This is a genomic window from Paenibacillus andongensis, from assembly GCF_025369935.1.
Lineage (GTDB): Bacteria > Bacillota > Bacilli > Paenibacillales > NBRC-103111 > Paenibacillus_E > Paenibacillus_E andongensis.
The window spans coordinates 2,205,998-2,222,677 of record NZ_CP104467.1; the positions used below are offsets into that span (position 1 = coordinate 2,205,998).

Annotated in this window: 7 protein-coding genes; 6 read left to right on the forward strand and 1 reads right to left on the reverse strand. The window is 47.9% G+C overall.

Annotation, left to right across the window (positions count from 1 at the left end; translation table 11 throughout):
• Window positions 1-202: 202 nt before the first annotated feature.
• The 6 genes from NYR53_RS10100 to NYR53_RS10125 all read left to right on the forward strand — a co-directional run bounded on the left by NYR53_RS10100 (window position 203) and on the right by NYR53_RS10125 (window position 15,503).
• Complete coding sequence (locus tag NYR53_RS10100; protein WP_261305043.1) at window positions 203-1,654, forward strand: glycosyl hydrolase family 28 protein; 1,452 nt, start codon at window positions 203-205, stop codon at window positions 1,652-1,654.
• A complete protein-coding gene (locus tag NYR53_RS10105) occupies window positions 1,614-5,174 on the forward strand; it encodes a COG1470 family protein (protein ID WP_261305044.1) in 3,561 nt (1,186 codons plus the stop codon). The genes NYR53_RS10100 and NYR53_RS10105 overlap by 41 nt, the downstream gene beginning before the upstream one ends.
• On the forward strand, window positions 5,171-5,971 hold the full coding sequence (locus tag NYR53_RS10110; RefSeq protein ID WP_261305045.1) for an alpha/beta fold hydrolase: 801 nt from the start codon (window positions 5,171-5,173) through the stop codon (window positions 5,969-5,971). The genes NYR53_RS10105 and NYR53_RS10110 overlap by 4 nt, the downstream gene beginning before the upstream one ends.
• Before the next feature lie 36 nt (window positions 5,972-6,007).
• A complete protein-coding gene (locus tag NYR53_RS10115) occupies window positions 6,008-7,162 on the forward strand; it encodes a glycoside hydrolase family 88 protein (RefSeq protein ID WP_261305046.1) in 1,155 nt (384 codons plus the stop codon).
• A 32-nt stretch (window positions 7,163-7,194) separates the two neighbouring features.
• Complete coding sequence (locus NYR53_RS10120; RefSeq protein ID WP_261305047.1) at window positions 7,195-8,772, forward strand: glycoside hydrolase family 43 protein; 1,578 nt, start codon at window positions 7,195-7,197, stop codon at window positions 8,770-8,772.
• Between the two features lie 128 nt (window positions 8,773-8,900).
• Window positions 8,901-15,503 (forward strand): OmpL47-type beta-barrel domain-containing protein, encoded by a 6,603-nt coding sequence (locus NYR53_RS10125; RefSeq protein WP_261305048.1) that lies wholly within the window; start codon window positions 8,901-8,903, stop codon window positions 15,501-15,503.
• 252 nt (window positions 15,504-15,755) lie between these two features.
• Here NYR53_RS10125 and NYR53_RS10130 read toward each other — a convergent pair whose 3' ends face one another.
• Window positions 15,756-16,625: a helix-turn-helix domain-containing protein gene (locus NYR53_RS10130; RefSeq protein WP_261305049.1), complete on the reverse strand. Its 870-nt coding sequence runs from the start codon at window positions 16,623-16,625 to the stop codon at window positions 15,756-15,758.
• Between the last annotated feature and the right edge of the window lie 55 nt (window positions 16,626-16,680).

The window sequence follows — 16,680 nt, forward strand, 5'->3', positions numbered from 1 at the left end:
TCCGACTCTGAACTCACTGCCTTATTTGTATTTATCTTCTTGCGACATTCCAAAGAAACATACATAACCAACTATAAAAGAAGCATTTTCTGCGATTGCGAAGAGGCATACAATGGAGTAAAGTCAATCCCCCACGTTAAACAGGATGCGGGATTGTTTGGCAATATCAATGACATAAAGAACCAACTAACCGGAGGCGTATATGAACCGATTGATTGTTTATGATGCACCGAAAGGGGCATTGGGGCGCGATGACTTTAAAATTCGTGTCCGTATTCCTGGAGAATCTTGGTGTGATTTATTTGTTTATGAAGTGAAGGTTGACATGCATGAGGTACGTCAGGCTTCCATGGTTTATTTCGATATGTACGGAACTGTTGAAGTACAGGTTGAATGTGTGACACATCATGTGGAACAGGTGGTGATCCGCCCATTATCAGCCGAAATTCCTTTTAGATGTGAAGGGAACTGTATTACTTTTACTTTAGACCGCCCACGCAAGCTATCCATTGAGGTAAATGGAGATCGTTTCAGCAATCTGCATGTATTTGCCAACCCGTTGGAGGAAGATGCGCCACACCCCGATGATCCCGATGTTCTTATGTTGAACCCGGCCATTCACAGGATGGAGGATATTTACCGGCTAGCCAAAACGCCAACGGTGAAAAGCGGCCAACTGCCTAAAGTGATTTACTTTGCTCCCGGCATGCATTATTTAGAGGAAACGATCATGAGAATTCCATCCAATACAACTGTCTATATTGCCGGTGGGGCAATTCTTGTAGGATCACTAGTATGTGACCGTGCTGAAAATATCATAATCCGCGGTAGAGGGATTATGTATTTGTCAGATTTTCATCGGTTTTCCGCATTTCGCGGCGTCAGGATCATATTCTCGCAAAACATTACTGTAGAGGGGATCATCCTGTTGGATCCCCCTCATTACAGCATTTATATCGGCAAGTCGGAAAAGGTTCGGATTCATAACTTTAAATCTTTCAGCACTCGCGGCTGGTCCGACGGCATCGATATGATGGCCAGCTCCGAGATCGAGATTCATGACGTGTTTCTTCGTACGTCCGATGATTGCATTGCGGTATATGGGTCTAGATGGGATTACCGAGGGGATACACGCCGGATACGCGTGAGCAATTCTATTTTCTGGGCGGATGTAGCCCATCCTCTGATGATTGGAACCCATGGAGATCATCAGAGGAACGGAGATGTGATTGAAGACATTCATTTTGAGAACATCGATATTCTAGAGCATCATGAGCCGCAGACGAATTATTGGGGAGCCATGGCGATTAATGCGGGAGACAAGAATACGATACGGAACGTGACCTATGACAACATCCGGGTAGAGGAATTTGAATTAGGGCAGTTGGTTGATATTCGTGTGGTATGGAATAAAGCCTATAACCCGGTACCCGGTTCTACCATCGAAAATATCACATTCCGGAAAATTAGCTACAATGGGCCGAATCTTAACCCGAATCGGATTTATGGTTATGATAACGATCGAATAGTAGATGGAGTTAGCTTTGTTGATCTTCGAATCAACGGGGAGCTGATCCTTGGCATAGATCAGGGAAATTTTGACATAAACGGTTATGCCAAGCGTATTTCGTTCTCCGGATCAGGTAAGGGGTGATGATCAAGTGATGGTGGATATGGACAAAAAGTTAACCGTGATCAATCTGTTGGAATGGGAAGCGAGGTATTCGGTTTCTACGGAACAGGTTCACAATGAACACACGGGATTCATGTTATCCCCCGGTCAGGAGATCACTCTACAATATCCTGGTGTACATTTGGATAATCATTGGACTCAGCATGGGTTTGTCAGTGGGAATGATTACAGTGTGGATTTGCAGGATTGGTATGGACTTGAGCTGGAGGCGGAGCTTCCATGGATGCGAGTGCTGGAACTGAAAGTGGAGATTGGATTATTGCGCAATAAGAGTCCTTTGCCTGAAGAAGTGGAATACGTAAGCTCCCGTTGTATGGTTATGAACGGAGGAACAGACGGGAAGCGGATCGTTCTACCTTTGCATCAATTTGACGACAAAAAGGCATTGTCAGGTAGATGGAAGTTTGTACGTTCCGTCCGTTTGTCCATGGTTTGGAAGAACGATGATGTCCAAGAGCCGGTTCGCATCAAACATATTCAGCTGAAACGAAGAGCAGCCCTATTTGTCCAAACACCCGTACTCTCGAAGTCAGCCCCGGCCGAAAGTACAGCTCGGTATGATGTCATTCTTCATAATTGCACAGGCGAGCATCAGCCGGTCACGTGGATCTGTGAGAGGTACGGATGGGAAACGATGTCTGTCCGGGTGGAGCCGGCTGAATACATATTGAAACCATGGGAGTCACTGGAGGTATCAGTTCTGGTTGAGGTTCCCGACCGCGTAGCACCAGGTGGGCATGAGGTACAGAAGCTTACAGTAGTACTGGGCGGCCGGGGTGAAATGTCGGAGAAGCTGGAATTGACCACATTGCGTGAGCTCCCCCACCCTTATATTAAGCTAACGGCAGCCGAATGGGCGACGGTCCACAGAAATGTGCAGGAGCATGAATGGGCCTGCGAGCTGCTCGGCATGTACATACGGCGTGCAGATCTTTGGACCGTTCCCGATATACATGAAGGCTCTTATTTGTTCGAAACTCATCATTCTCACGAAGCAGAGAATGCGGTTATTGCCTGGAAGCTTACAGGCAGGCTGGAGCTAGCGGAGAAAGCGGTAGCATTCCTTCGCAAGACTGTTGATCCTGAGAAAGGTTATCCAGTAACAAGGAAAGCTTGCCACCAGGAGCTGGTCCATGAGGGGGAATTTTTCAAACATACAGCTGTGGTCTATGACTTGCTTGCAGATTCTGGATTCCTTACGAAAGAGGACCATGTGAATGTAGAGCGATCCTTCCGGCTCTTTATGGAGCTGATCGATTGGGCATTATGCGTCGGAGGCATATCCAACTGGACCTTGGCGGAGATGATCGGAGCCTTGTATTGCAGCCAAGCCCTACAAGATTATGAGCGGATGAACAGGTACCTATTTGGAACGGGAGGGTATACAGACCACCTTTCTAAGGGGACCTTGGACGACGGTTGGTGGTATGAATGCTCCGTTGGCTATAATCTGATGGCAGCCGGCTTGTTTTCCGAAATAACTCAGAGCAGCAAACCATGGGGTATCAATCTCGCAGACATGTGGGTTCCCGCACAGTACCATGATCAGGTTACACCGGGAGACAAACCGGAAATCGATGGGCTTTGTTTAGACATCTGGGGGCCGAGCCGAACCAATTACCGTTCAATTACCCAATTGTGGGACAGTCTGCTTCCTTATGCAGATTACCGGGGAGTGCTGTTCGGCATCAATGACTCGGCGGAGTCCAAGCTTCCTGGCATTTCCCCAAGGGGTTATATGGACGCACGCTTTGATCTTGCTTACTATCTCTACAGAAAACCTGAATATGCCAATATTCTCTTAACCTGCGACCTTGCGGACCGAGATCTTTTGTACGCTGTACCGGATCTCGAACCGAGTAAATCCAAGCCTTATTTATCTTCTGCATATTCGGACAACTCTGGTGTGGCCGTACTCCGCTCCCAAACGGAAGGCAGATCACCGGACTTACAGATCCAAGCTGTCGTGAAATATGGCTCTCATGGCGGTGCTCATGGCCATTATGACAGAGTGAGTCTATTGTCCGTCATGCGGTACGGGCGAAGCTTCTACAATCCGGAGAACATCTGGTACAACTATCATACGTTTATGTACAAGTTTTACGTACAAACCTCCCTTACCCATAATATGGTTGTGGTTGACCGGAAGCAGCAGGATCCCACCGAAGGCAGACGGATGCTCTTCCATAGCGGTCGCCTCTTCCAGGCCTGTGCAGTGGAGAACAAAGCTAAGTGGTCCTATCCTCCCTATGGCGGGTGGAGGGTGGACGGGGATAAAACCTTTGCGGAGCGTACCTGGAATGAGGCTCGTTACATGCCAATCCCCGAAAATGCACCGGAGTATTCGGAACGTACCGGGTTCACGGAGCCAGTGCTTCAGCGTCGCTTGACTGTCGTTACGGACGACTATGTCGTTCTTTTCGATTACATGTCTGGTGATGAGGAGCATGATTACGATTGCTTATTCCATTGTAAGGGTCTTGTCGGTCTGGAAGCGGATGGAAAGAGGCTGATTAAACACACGGAGCAATTTGATTCCGATCCACTTGGAAGTGCCCAGCTTATTACCGACTGCGAGTGGTATGAGATCCAAGGGCCCGTCAAAGCTCATTTCGAGATGGGATTCGGTCCAGGGTACGATAACCGGGCAAACCGGACTGACCACAACGAGGACGGTCCCCTTTCCATCGACCATTACACGGTTTGGCCTCTTCAAGTGGAGATGATCGTCGGTAACGATCCCGAATATTACAAGGTGGAGAAACAGCTTCATTATGAAATCAGGGGAGATGGAGAAGTATTGGCAGAAGGTAGGTTCGGAGCCTGGATACTTGGCAGGGAGGATCTTAAACTTTCGTTAGAAGGGATCAGTACCTTGGAACTTCAAGTCAGAACCGAGGAAGGAACTGGCGAACACGGAGTTAAGAAGAGCTCAGAGAAGACCGTGTTTTGGGGAGATCCATATCTCGAAACCGAATTGGGTGACCGGCTATACCTTGCAGATTTACCTCTCAAGATGGTGAATACTGATCCTGGCAATGGCGTAGGAGTGGATTATTTCGGTGGGCCGGTAAAGATTGCCTCCAAACGGTTTGATCGTGCAATCCCGGCAAACCCGATGGACACGGATCACGAAGGTGTCATAACCGTGGATTTAACCGGCGTCAAGGTGTCTCGCTTTGTTGCCTCCATCGGCGGTGATTACCCCCTAGGAGACGAAACCGATAGACGTAAAATGCTAAGTGCTCGTAGTGTCGGGAAAACGGCAAGGTTTGTTACCGTAATAGAACCTTATCAAGACAAGCCTATGATCGTCAGAGCGGCGGCATGTTCTCCCGATGAAATCCGGATTGAATTAGCGGCTGGAAGAGTTCAGACGGTTCTTGTGACGGACATGGAAGGTGATGGTGCCTGTATAGCCGTGGAGGTAAGAGAGACCAATGAGAGCGGAGCTCTGTTGAGGAGGGAGCACACCGAATGATACACGGTAAGTTTACAAGCGGGAAGTTGTTAGAGGAAGGCAGTATGCGCCTTTATTATGAATATCTAGGTAGTCCGGGAGAAGGTGAAGTCCTGGTATTTATCCACGGCCATTCCGTAGACTGCAGAATGTGGGAGCCTCAAATCAAGCATTTTAACAAGAGTTTTCCGGTCCTTTGCTACGATATGAGGGGCTATGGCAGATCTTCATTGCCTATGGAAGGACACGACTATATGCATGCGGAGGATTTGCATTTTCTGCTTCAGCGGTTAGATATAGGGGCAGTCCATTTGGTTGGACTTTCACTCGGCTCCTTTGTAGCATTGGACTATTTGGCTTTATATCCGGAGAATGTCCACTCGGTGACGGTTGCTAGCGGGGCCATACCAGACTCGAAATCGTCTGATCCTGTTCCATTGGTAACCGATGTGGCTAGCTACAAACGAGAATGGTATGAACGTCTGCTTCAAGGCTGTGGTCCGGACCATAATGGCTACAGAAGTCGATTATGGGAAATGATCTGCGACTGGACGGCGATTCAGCATACACAACGGGAGTCGGAAAGTCTGCTAGGGGATGGGCTGCTTCCTCGTCTTTCCAACATCCGCACCACTCCTGCTTTTGTGGTTAACGGAGCACATGATTTTGAAGGGGCTCATCGCTCCGCACAGAAACTGCTTGATTGCATGCCGCATGCCGATTGTGTGAACCTGAAGGACGCAGGCCATTTCTCCAATATGGAGACGCCAGAGGAATTTAACCAGGAGTTGCAAGCTTTTTTGGAGCAGCTGAAGTAATCAGTAAATCTTAATAAGGAAAGTGGGCACAAAATTATGTTAAAAGGGCAGGATCAAGAATGGCTGAATGAAGTCATCGACAGGATTTCAACGAAAATGGATTGGGTCAGCGAGAAATCCAAACATAAAATACCGTACACGACAATTAACGGTACACATGACAACCGCATTGTGGATAATCCTACAGGCACTGTTACCGATGAGATTAACTGGTGGACCAACGGCTTCTGGGGCGGCATGATGTGGCTCATGTATCATGAAACTCGCAACGAGAAATATAAAGAAATTGCGCAAATCTCTGAAAAAGAATTAGATCGCTGCTTTGATGAATTTTACGGCTTGCATCATGATGTCGGATTTATGTGGCTGCCGACCAGTGTAGCGAATTATAAAGTGACGCAAAATCCAGAATCTCGTAAAAGAGCGCTGCATGCAGCTAATCTGCTAGCAGGGCGCTTTAATTTGGCAGGCGGCTTTATTCGCGCTTGGAACGATTTGGAGGGCTCCGATACAAGAGGCTGGGCGATTATCGACTGCATGTTCAATATTCCGCTGCTGTATTGGGCTTCGGAAGAAACCGGCGATCCGCGGTTCAAGCAAATCGCGATGAAGCATGCCGATACGGCGATGACGGCGTTTGTCCGCCCGGATGGGTCTGTCAACCACATTGTGGAATTTGATCCTTTTGAAGGCGGCGTGGTCCGAACGTATGGCGGACAAGGCTATGAGGAAGGATCCTCCTGGACGAGAGGACAGACATGGGCGCTGTACGGGTACATGATGAGCTATATTCATACGCAAAAGGATGATTATTTGCAAACCGCGAAACGGATTGCCAACTATTTTATCGCGAACATTCCTGCGGATAGTGTGATTCTGGTTGATTTTAGACAGCCAAAAGAACCGAAACGCGAGGATGATACGGCTGCTACGATTGCAGCATGCGGTTTGATTGAAATCGCGAAAGTCGCCCTCGAGCATGAAAAGGATTTGTATCTGGGCGCTGCGCTGAAGCTGCTCAAAACGCTGGATAGCTCTCGCAACGATTGGTCGACGGATAATGATTGCATCATTCAATACGGTTCAGCTGCCTATCATTCGGTCAACCATCATCACGCAATTATTTATGGCGATTACTATTTCTTGGAAGCGATTTTCAAGCTTAAAGGGAACGATTTGTATCTCTGGTAAGTTCAAACTAATACGACAAGGAGTACCACATTATGATTCAAAATCCTATTCTGCGTGGCTTCAACCCTGATGCGTCGATCATTCGGGTTGAAGATGATTACTATATTGCAACGTCCACCTTCGAATGGTTCCCTGGGGTGCTCATTCACCATTCTAAAGATTTAATGAATTGGCGACCTTTGACGCGTCCGTTGGATCGTGTAAGCCAGCTGGATCTGCGCGGTGTGCCTAGCTCAGGCGGCATATGGGCACCCTCCTTAAGCTACGACAACGGCACCTATTATCTGTGCTTTACGAATGTAGTAGGCAGAAAAGGCGTATATAAAGATCTGCACAACTATATCGTGACGGCGCCTACAATTGAAGGGCCGTGGTCAGAGCCGATCTACCTGAATGCCAGCGGTTTCGATCATTTTCTATTTCACGACACGGATGGCCGCAAGTATCTGTTTAATATGCAGTGGGATTTTCGCAAAAACAAAAATAGATTCGCAGGCATCGTCATGCAGGAGTTCTGTTTGGCTGAAGGCAAACTGATCGGTGAGATTAAGCTAATTACCAAAGGTACAGATTTGGGAGTTACGGAAGGGCCAATGGTGTATAAGAAGGATGGGTACTACTATTTGCTGGTAGCCGAAGGGGGAACGGGGCCAATGCACGCCGCAACCCTCATGCGCGCCACTTCCGTTGACGGTCCTTATGAAGTTGATCCGGAATACCCGATTATCACGACAAGAAATACGCCAGAGCATCCTCTACAAAACGCAGGCCACGGTTCCTTGGTGGAAACGCAGCTCGGGGATTGGTACATGGTGTTTATTTGTTCCCGTCCCCTGCCGGACGGCAATAAGCTCAGTCCGTTAGGGAGAGAAACCTCCCTTCAAAAAGTAGCATGGACGCCTGACGGCTGGCTGCAGCTGGCCGCAGGCGGTAAGCAGCCACAGTTGCATATTCCTGAGACGAAGCTGACGCCACACCCGTTTGCGCCGGACCCGATCCGCGATGATTTTGACGAAACGAAGCTAAGCGTGCATTGGCACACACTTCGCGTCCCGACTGACGAGTCATGGTTAAGCTTAACCGAGTCTCCTGGCTTCTTGAGACTGAAGGGAAGAGAGTCACTTACCTCCTTGCACAACCAAAGCCTCGTGGCAAGACGCATTCAAAGCTTCCGGTGCGAGATGGTGACAAGCATGGCGTTCGAACCAGAAGCTTTTACCCAAATGGCCGGTCTTGTGCTCTATTATGATGAGTCCGATCATTACTATCTGCGTATCTCCCATGATGAACAGCTCGGCAAACACCTGGCGATCATCGTTAGCGATCAGGGGCAGTATGATGAACTAGAGGCTTATGTACCGATTCCTAAAGGGGAGCGCATACAGCTCAAAGCAGCAATGAATTTCGATAAGATTCAATTCTTTTATCGTACAGATGATCAAGAGTGGCAGCATATCGGTCCGACGCTATACTCCGGAAATCTTGCCGACAGCTACCAACGTAAATTATCCTTTACCGGCGCATTCGTCGGGCTGTGCGCACAGGATTTGAGAGGAACGCGCCTGCATGCGGACTTCGACTACTTTGATTACATGGAGCTGGATGCCTAGGTTTGAAACATCAGTGAGTAGAAGGTTGATTATCAGAAGAAATTGACAGCGCCTTCAAGCCGCAATGTACAAAGGATCCAAGCCTACGACGTTGTATGTGGACTCGTAAAACTTAAAGGAGGAAACACATGAAAACTGTATTTCATTTCGGAAAGATATGGATGCGTCTGTTAGCCGTACTTGTAGCAGTGAACATGGTTGCAACGCTTATGCCAATTGGGGCGGTTTCGGCTGCAGATACGACCGTCATCACAGGAAATCAAGTCGAAATTAACGAAACGATCACGGGCGGTTTTACTCACCCGGGCGTCGGCTTAACCAAGACCACACTGGAAACAATGAGAGCGGAGGTGCTCTCGCAACACGAACCTTGGTATTCCTATTATAAGGCAATGACGGTATCTTCAGCCTCTTCAAAAACGGTGAAGGCCGGCAATCAAAGCTCCTCGGATTCAACGAAACCGTCCATCGTTGCTTTTAACAGTCAAGGAGTTGAAGCGGTCTTTATAGCTGACAGTCTGAAGGCTTATACCCAGGCGCTGATGTATTATATTACAGGCGATGAGACCTATCGGGCCAATGCCCTGCATATTATCCGCCTTTGGTCCCAGATGGATCCTGGGCAATACACCCCTTATCAAGATGCGCATATTCATACGGGTATACCGCTCAACCGGATGGTAACTGCGGCGGAAATCTTGAGATATTCCAGTTATCAAACAGCATCTCTGCAGTGGACGGATCAAGATACGGATAATTTTACCAATAATCTGATTACGCCGATTATCGAAAAATATCAGCATAATAACAACTATTTCATGAATCAGCATAATTATCCGCTCTTGGGAGCCATAGCGGGTTATATCTTTACCGATAACAGAGCGAGATACAACGAGGCTGTCGAATGGTTTACCGTGAATAAGACGGCTTTAGATCAGGGCTTCAATGGATCAGTTAAGCAGCTGTTCCGATTGGTTGATACGAATGCAATGACGGGCGAAAAATTAGCCCAACCTTACGTTCAACATGTAGAGATGGGTCGGGACCAGGCACATGGCGGCGGTGATTTGACGAATGCAGCCATCATATCGCGGATGCTTCTTGCCCAAGGCACCAAAGTCGATCCGGAGAATGGAACCGTATCCACGAATAGCAATGCTGTAGGTCCGTATGAGTTTTTGAATGATCGGATTTTAGCGGCCGCCAACTATTTTTGGCAGTACATGCTCGGTTATGACACGCCGTGGACGCCGGTTCCTTATGCCATTTCACCAGATGGAGCTGTGAGAGGGATCTATCAAAAATTGGCGGATTCCTACAGAGGAAGGATGCTTACCGCTAACTTCTGGGATCTGTACTATTACTATACGTATGTCAAAGGGGTAAATATAGCGGAGAAGGCTCCATATTATTACGAAGCATTCACGAAGAGAATCCCATCCAATTCCTATTATAAAGGCAGCTTAAAAATCAATTGGGATAACATGGACGGCGGCGGCGACTTCTGGCTCTATTTACCGCAGGCGGCGGAAGCTGAAGGGGCTACCTTTCTCCCGAAGGAGCAACCAAGCGCAGCATTGGCAGAAATCGAAGACCGGTACACAGCATACGACAACAATACCGCAACGAAGCAAGAGGGAACTACCTCTTATGTGGAAACAAAGGCAACGGCAGAGGGAAGCAAACTGGTTGTACAGAACATGTCCTATCCCGACCGTACGAATTCCCTTCTCATAGGATTAAAGATTCGAACGAGCGGTGTGGCTACATTAGAGTTTAGTAAAGAAGTGGGCTCAACCCCGTACAATACACTGACGCTGCCGGATACAAAGGGTCAGTGGCAATATATCACCTATGACATGGGGATCAGTCATGTTTCCTACGGCCAGGTGGATCCTGATTACAACCTTCTTTATATGAAAGTGAAGGGAGACGGTACGACGGTTGACTTTGACCACTTCAATATACAAGCAGGCACACAGCTGACTCCGCCGGCATTTCAAGCGGGAAGTTTGGATTTGAATATCGTTGCCTATGTTGGGGAGTCTGTGACCTTGGACTTTGCCGCTACGGATTCAAGCGCCACAGATGTAATTGCTTATGAGCTTCAGAATGGCCCGAATGGTGCCCAATTCAATACGAGTACCAGCGCATTTGCATGGCAGCCTACGCAAGCCGGAACGACTTCTTTTATCGTCGTTGTTTCTGACGGCACGACGGCTGCAGCCAAGAACGTTAACATTGTTGTTGCCAGCGACCGCGCGTCTGCCGTACAAGCGGCCATCACGCCATATCAACCAAATGAAACTTACACAACAGCGACATTGAATCAATATAATGCTGTATATAATGACACGATGAATCAGATTCAGACTGCGTCCGACGCGGCGTTCTATCAACAGTTGCTAAAACTGAGAAGCGCAGCAGAAAGTCTTCAATTGGTGACGCCATTATTATCCGATGAAAGCATGGACTATACTAATATTGTGACATCCACTTTCGGCAACTCGATTTCGCTGCTCGTGGATAATAACAATAATACGTTCCCGGTCGCTGGTCTGGCGCCATATCCGAATTTGTACCATATCATGGATTTCGGGCCGGATTATAAGGTTTCAGCAACGGCTTTCGGCATTCAGGGCCGAATGAATTTTGTGGATCGTTCGGCAGGCTCGGTGGTATTCGGGTCCAATGACAAGGAAAACTGGACGCGTCTGACGCCGAGTGAAGCACCATTTATCGATGACATGGCAACACTAGCTGTCGACGATGCGAACAAAAATCAGCAATTCCGATTCATCAAAATCGAAGAAATTCATCCACAGCCTGACGTTATTCATAATAGCGTTCAAAACTTCCTTGAGCTCGGCGAATTCAGAATCTACGGGCAACGTTATGAAACGAATAATAAGATTCAGTCCATTTCGATCGGTTCGGATCAAAGTGTCGGCGGCAAAATCGTGATCGGTAACACGGCAAAGGTAACCATCCAAGCCAAAGAGCCGATTCAGAACGTACAGGTCAGCATCCAAGGCAAAGATGCGGCAGTAAACACGCAGGACAATCTAAACTGGACCGCAACTGCAGTCATGGATGGATCTGTACAAACGGGTGCAGTCCAATTTACGGTCGATTACCAAAGGAACGACGGAACGAACGGTGATACAGCATTTCTGACAACCGACAACTCCAAGCTGTACCTTGTTGATCCGGTAAATTTCATTAATGTTCCCATGCTGGCAACCGTTACAGCTTCACACGCGCAGTTCCCTGGCACCGGTTTATCGAAGGAGCAGGTAGGGTATTTATTGTTTGACAGCAATACAGCTACTTATGGGGACTTAAATTCCGGTTCCGGTTCCTATTACACGATAGACTTCGGAGCAGACGCTTCTGTTAAGTTCAACGATATTTTCCTCATGCCAAGAGCATCATTCCCAGGCAGAATGGATGGTATGATTGTTCAAGGCTCGAACGATAATGTCAATTGGAAGAGTCTTACGAGCACTGCTGCCGGCTCGCAGGCAAACGCATGGACCGTTCTTAAAGTGAATGGAACGTCGGATCAAAGTTACCGTTATTTCAGACTGTATAACAGTAACGCGTGGTATGGAAACGCAGCGGAAGTTGAATTTTATGGTGAATATCGTGCAACGGCTGCTAAACTTGCTTCCACAATAACAAGCGTAGAGGCTCCTGCACAGGATGCAGCAAGTTTAAAGCTGCCAACAGTTCCAAAAGGTTATACAATAGCAATAAAATCAGCAACGCCTGCCGGAATTATCGGAACGGATGGTGCAATCGCAAAACCTGCTGCTGACACATTTGTATCTGTGGTATTTAGCCTAACAAAGACGGCAGATGGTACAACAGCGGATACGGGCAGCATCGCCACTTTGGTACCGGGAGTGACAACAGCTGAAAAAATAAACGTTTCAACGCTGGCAACAGTTATAGCTTCCGATAAGCAATTCCCCGGTACCGGTTTGTCGAAGGAGCAGGTAGGGTATTTGTTGTTTGATGGCAATATAGCTACTTATGGGGACTTGAATACCGGAGCCGGTTCCTACTACACGGTAGACTTTGGAGCAAACGCGTCTATTAAGCTGAGCGGAATTAAACTCATGCCAAGAGCATTGCAAAGCGGAAGGCTGAATGGACTCATTGTTCAAGGCTCCAACGATAATAGCAGTTGGTCAAACCTTACCCAAGCAGTAACAGCAGCGAAGGATAATTCATGGACCGAAATAAGATATGATAAGCTTTTGAATCATAATGGTTACCGTTATTTGAGGCTGTATAATAGCTCCGCTTGGTTTGGCAACGTAGCGGAAGTTGAATTTTATGGATATTATGATTTCAATGCAGTTTCCAAGGTGCTTGCACAGGACGGCTATACTAAGGGAAGCTACTACTTATACCTGAAGGAAATAGAACGGATTAATAACTCAGTAATCCAGCCGGGTGCCGACAAAGCGGCGCTTCTGGGCGATCTTTATCGGGCTCAAGGGCTGCTGGTAGCTGTGAATACCATTTATCCGAAAATCACCGTTACCTCTTCGATGGTAGTAGCTTCCACTAGTGCAACGGATGGTAAGGACGCTGCGACAAACGGATGGCGCGCTTTTGATGGTAATACGAGCACGTTCCCTGACACCACAACCGCAGCTGGTTGGGCACGCGTCGATTTGGGTGCAGGTAATGTAAAAGTGCTCGGCAGCATTCGGTATATGCCGAGAAACGGTCAGGCTTCCCGTATGAATGGAGCGCTGATCCAAGGCTCCAACGACGGTAGCAACTTTGATACCTTGTATACGATAAGCGGCGTTAGCGATATTAAATGGTATACGCAAACGATTACCAGCAGCACGGCATACCGTTTTTTGCGCTATTATACGCCTAACGGCTTTGCCAATGTCAGCGAGATGGAGTTCTATGAGAAGATTGTCGATCGTACGCTGCTCACGCTCTTGCTTACTCAAGCAGATGCAGTTGTCGCCGACCATTATACCGCCGAAAGCTATACGTCGTTCCAAACTGTGGTAACGAATGCGAAATCGGTTGCTGCTGACGCGACCCAGACCGCAGTTGATGCAGCCGCCGACAGCCTGTCGACAGCGTTGAACAGCTTGATCTATAAGATCGAGCCTTCCGTGAATCCCGCCGCACCAAATGGGTTAAACGGTTGGTACACGATCCCAGTGAGCATCACGTTATCCACCTACGGGAATGCGGAATATAATCTGAACGGCGAAGCCGCATGGCTTTCCTATGCATCTCCGATCACATTGGAGCAGGACGGCAACTATACCCTCAATTATCGGTTGAAGGATTCTGCAACCGTCCAAACAATCAAGGTAAACATCGACAGGACCGCTCCGGCAGATGCTACTTTTACTACGGATAATACGCCGGACAACGCCAAGGTTGCCGTCACAATCAGTTACCCGGATGATGCTGTCATGAAGGAATACAAAGTGGGTGATAACGGTACATGGACAACGTATACAGAGCCTTGTATCGTTAACGACAATGAAACGCTGTACGCAAGAGGAACGGATGCCGCAGGCAACGTCTCCAATGTAACGAGTTACACGGTCAGCATTATCGATAAGACGCCACCTGCGGACGCAACCTTCGTTGTAGACATTACAGCACCGACCAACCACGATGTTTCCGTAACGATCAACTATCCGGCGGACGCGGCAGTCAAGGAATACAAACTGGACGCAAGCGGCACATGGACAGCATACGGTGCTCCTGTAGTTGTTTCCGGGAATGTGACGGTATATGCAAAAGCAACGGATGCTGCGGGCAATGTATCAAATGTAACCCAATATGCGGTCGGCAATATCGATCATATAGCGCCTGCCGATGCAATCTTAGCTGTAGATACGACAGCTCCGACCAACCAAGGTGTCACCGTAACGATCAGCTTTCCGGCCGACGCGGCATTGAAGGAATACAAAATGGGCGCAAGCGGCACTTGGACAGCGTACGCCGCACCAGTCGTTGTTTCCGACAATGACACGGTGTATGCAAGAGGAACCGATGCTGTAGGCAATGTATCAAATGTGACGAGCATGACCGTAAGCAACATTTATAAGATTGCCCCTGTCACTGCCGCAACGCTTAATCCGGCAGCGCCCAACGGCAAGATCAGCTGGTACACGACGGATGTTACCGTAAGCTTATCCGTATATGCTAGTGTATACGGTGGAGCAGTGACAACCGAATATCAATTGAATGACGGTGCTTGGATTACCTACACGGGTTCCATTCCTGCCTTCGGTGAAGGGACTTATAAGTTCAGTTACCGCAGCACGGATCAAGCAGGCAATGTCGAACAGCTCAAAACCGTCGAGTTTAAGGTTGACAAGTCGGCGCCAGCATTAACCGTTCAATTGGATAAGACGTCAATATGGCCGGCTAATCATAAAATAGTGACAATCAATGCCATTCTGAATTCGAGCGATGCTGTATCGGGTGTTGATTCCGTGGTGTTAACCTCAATCACGAGCAACCAACCGGATAGCGGTAAAGGCGACATTCAGGCTAATTTCGGTACAGCTGCCACATCTTTTAGTTTACGTGCAGAAAAAGGGCGAATCTATACGATCAACTACACAGCAACTGACAAGGCGGGCAACAAAACAGTTACTTCCGTAACCGTGACCGTGCCTCATGATCAGTCTGGAAATGGTAATAACAATCAATCAGGAAATCATTAAGAAGCGTACTTCTTTCGGGTGGAAGGCCATGCGCCTTCCTCCCTATAAAAGTGGAACCGATAAGTTCTGCCAACAAATAAAAGAGCGCAAAACAAGAGCCACGGAGGGATACTGATAATCCCTTTGGGGCTCATTTCATTTGTATTCCCGGAATGACTTGGGGTAAAGTCGGTTGCTTCTGACACGGATCCAAGAGCAGGTTATTTGCTTATTTTGTTTACGGATGATTTTTTGGTAAATCCCCAACCATTTTTATCGATAAAAATGATTCATATAAGAGGAAGGCGATTCACCCAAAACTTTTTTGAACACTCTGGTAAAATAGAACGGGTTTTGAAATCCGAGTCGTTGGCTAATTTCCGAGATATTCAAAGTGGTGGTACGCATTAGATGCAGCGCTTTGTTCATTCTTAGGCGGGTATGCGCTTCAATAACGGTTTGTCCGGTTGTTTTGGCGAAAGTTGCAGAGATATGGCTGTAATTCAAATTCATGTATTCACTTAACCGTTTGGAGTCAAATTCCTCTTCGGCATGCCAGCTCAAATACTCCATGATTCGTCCTACATGGGCTTCTGCTTTTCCCGGCATTTTCGCTTTATCCATATTCGCTGCCGAGTGATGCAAGCTTAAGAATAGCTGGTAGGCATGCAAGCAGATTTCCGTCATCCGGTTAGGCCTTTGCTTGCGGCTGCTTTCGATCAAGGACTTCAAACGGTCTTCGGTTGTATGGTGAAGCGCAGCTGTTCCGAATTTAGGCATCTGAAGCACGTGTTGATAATGCTCGGGGAAATAGTAGTCCAGCTCGGAAATAGCGGACTGCCGTTTATATTCGATTCGTTCATCGACGATCGTTGTAAAGTGAATCCAATACCAGGTCGTTCCGGGAAGCGTCTCGGGCCGGCCCCAATGATGCACCCCCTTCTTCAAAAACAAGTGTTCATTTTCCCCCACAACGTAGTCGTTCTCTTCCTCCGTGACCTGCATGCTCCCTTTGGCGACGAATAGAAAGACATCGTAATCAAGCATCCGATCCGGATGAGAATACCAGTCCTGAGTTCGGTTGCTGCCAATATCCCGGATTAGTGGGAACCTGTCCGCTGTTAGATAAATGTTCCGGTCCATCCTTGCTCCCCCCCCATCCTTGATTTTGCCAAAAAAAGTGTAGGTAATAAAAATA

What these genes read in the sequence shown, in the direction of transcription:
- NYR53_RS10125 (WP_261305048.1), top strand. Translation starts at nt 8,901, where the DNA reads ATGAAAACTGTATTTCATTTCGGAAAGATATGGATGCGTCTGTTAGCC.
- NYR53_RS10120 (WP_261305047.1), top strand. Translation starts at nt 7,195, where the DNA reads ATGATTCAAAATCCTATTCTGCGTGGCTTCAACCCTGATGCGTCGATC.
- NYR53_RS10100 (WP_261305043.1), top strand. Translation starts at nt 203, where the DNA reads ATGAACCGATTGATTGTTTATGATGCACCGAAAGGGGCATTGGGGCGC.
- NYR53_RS10115 (WP_261305046.1), top strand. Translation starts at nt 6,008, where the DNA reads ATGTTAAAAGGGCAGGATCAAGAATGGCTGAATGAAGTCATCGACAGG.
- NYR53_RS10105 (WP_261305044.1), top strand. Translation starts at nt 1,614, where the DNA reads ATGCCAAGCGTATTTCGTTCTCCGGATCAGGTAAGGGGTGATGATCAA.
- NYR53_RS10110 (WP_261305045.1), top strand. Translation starts at nt 5,171, where the DNA reads ATGATACACGGTAAGTTTACAAGCGGGAAGTTGTTAGAGGAAGGCAGT.
- NYR53_RS10130 (WP_261305049.1), bottom strand. Translation starts at nt 16,625, where the DNA reads ATGGACCGGAACATTTATCTAACAGCGGACAGGTTCCCACTAATCCGG.